The organism is Streptomyces sp. NRRL B-24085 (genome assembly GCF_001282115.1).
Taxonomy (GTDB): Bacteria; Actinomycetota; Actinomycetes; order Streptomycetales; family Streptomycetaceae; genus Streptomyces.
On sequence record NZ_LJBR01000645.1, the window covers coordinates 1 to 2,314 of the forward strand.

A 2,314-nucleotide genomic window follows, 5' to 3' on the forward strand; every position below is an offset into this window, starting at 1 on the left:
CGATGGCCGACATGTCGGCCATCGCACCGTCATGGGTGGCATCGGCCTGTACGGTTCTTCCGGTCACGCGGTCGTACACCAGGATGTCGCCCTGATCGTCGTCGGCCGGTCCGGAGTACCCCTCCAGATAGGCGACCTTGCGGCCGTCGGCGCTCATCGAGAGCTGCTGGCACTGGTGGAAGTTCTTCGAGCCGTCCGAGGGCCGGCTGACCCGCCGGACCTGTTGCGTCCGGCGGTCCAGGAGCATGACCCGGCAGGCGTAGGCGCCGTTCTCGTCGTCGGCGGGCCGGGCGACGAAGGCGACGTAGCGGCCACCGGCGCTGATCGGCGCGACGCCGTAGGACACGTGGTAGCCCTCGTCCATCGCGGGTGCCAGGCGTTCGATCTGGCCGGTCTGCAGGTCCATGACGTGCACGGACGACGTCCCCGTCGGGGTCGAGTACGAGTTGAAGGTCAGGTAGCGCCCCGACTCGGACAGCTGTGGCGTCGATGTCGTCTCACCCGGTACGACGACACGCTGCAGCGGTGCGCCGGGAGCCGTCCGGTAGAAGATGCTGTTCGGCACGTCCGTACCGGGCACCAGGTTGCTCGCCGACGACTGGAAGGCCACCACGCGTCCGTCCGCGCTGACCACCGGCTGCATCGAGTGGTAGTTGCCGCCGGTGCCGTCAGGGGCCACGCTGATCCGTTCGGTGCGCGGAACCTGATCGGTGTCGGCCGCCCCGGCCGCCCCGGCCGGCAAGGAGAGGCAGGCGACGGCAGCCGCCAGGACAGCGGTCATGGACATGCGTAAGGAAGGTCTCATCAGGTGGCTCCCCCTTCGGCCGGGGACGGCCACCGCCGCCCCCCGTACCCCGTGCCCCCGGCCCGGCGCAGAAGGCTCACGAGGATGCACGAGATGAAAGCGCGTCGTCCGCCAGGGGTCAATGGGTCCGCACCGGTCGGTCCCGTCCCCAGAAGCCGGTTCCCGAGCTTGAGCGGTGGCTGCACATGGTCGACGCTCAGGTGCTCATGCGCTTCCTCGGCGTTGACCAGCAAGCTGCGGCTTCCTGCCCGCCGGCTCCTAGCCGTCGTCCAACAGGGGCTCGTGGGCTGATCGTGGACGAAGCACCGCGCTGGCGGGCATTGCTCAGATCATGCGGTTGCGCGCGACCGCCCTCAAGCACCGCCGGGCCGGCCACAGGGCTGTGAAGGCCGAGTCATGGACTCGTTGAAGACCCGGCGGTAGCCCGGACTACCGGGAGCCCGCCAATGGCTGTTGCTTGTAGAAGGACTCCTTGAGGTAGGCGACCTCGTGCGGTTGGTAGGGCTCCTCCAGGTAGGCGGCCTCGTCTTCGTCGAGTTCGACGTCCACTGCGGCGACCGCGTCGGCCAGTTGGGCCGGCTTGGTGACCCCGACGATGGGTGAGGTCACCACCGGGTTGCGCATGACCCAGGCCAGGGCGACCTGGGCCGGGGACAGACCCCGCTTGCCTGCGATCTCGTGGACGCGCTCGGCCACCGCCTGGTCCCCGTCGCGGTAGAGGATCTTGCCGCCCGGGTCTGTTGCGGCACGCGCCGTGCCAGTGTCCTGGACCCGCGTCAGCCTGCCCCGCGCCAGCGGGCTCCACGGGATCACGCCGATGCCCTGGTCGGCACAGAGCGGAAGCATCTCCCGCTCCGCTTCCCGGTGAATGAGGTTGTAGTGGTCCTGCATCGACACGAACCGGGTCCAGCCGTTCAGGTCAGCCAGGTACAGGGCCTTGGCGAACTGCCAGGCGTACATGGAAGAGGCGCCGAGGTAGCGGACCTTCCCGGACCTGACCGCGTCGTGCAGCGCCTCGAGGGTTTCCTCGATCGGGGTGTCGTAGTCCCAGCGGTGGATCTGGTACAGGTCGATGTAGTCGGTCCCCAGTCGCTTCAGGGAGGCGTCGAGTTCGGCGAAGATCGCCTTGCGCGACAGCCCGGCGCCGTTCGGGCCGGGGCGCATCCGCATCCAGACCTTGGTGGAGAGAACGACCTCCTCCCGCCGGGTGAAGTCCTTGACCGCCTGACCGACGATCTCCTCGCTGCTTCCGGCGCTGTACCCATTGGCCGTGTCGAGGAAGTTGACGCCGGCCTCAAGGGCCTGCTTGATGATGTCCCGGCTGGCGTCCGCGTCCAGCGACCAGGGCTCACCGCCCCGGTCCGGCTCGCCGAAACTCATGCAGCCGAGGGTGATGGCGGAGACTTCCAGCCCGGTCGTTCCGAGTTTGATGTATCGCATGCTTCGGAACCTAGGAGTTGGAGTGCGCGCTAACGCAAGTTCGGGGGCAAGGGGGCAAGGGGGCAAGGG

The 2,314-nt window shown here is 68.5% G+C and carries 2 protein-coding genes; both read right to left on the reverse strand.

From position 1 onward, the window contains the following. Window positions 1–787 (reverse strand): TolB family protein (locus AOJ26_RS40760; protein ID WP_420713323.1); only part of this gene is annotated, 787 nt, incomplete at its 3' end. Window positions 788–1,234: 447 nt separating this feature from the next. Continuing rightward, window positions 1,235–2,245, reverse strand: a complete 1,011-nt coding sequence (locus tag AOJ26_RS40765; RefSeq protein WP_053853364.1) for an aldo/keto reductase — start codon at window positions 2,243–2,245, stop codon at window positions 1,235–1,237. Window positions 2,246–2,314 lie beyond the last annotated feature (69 nt).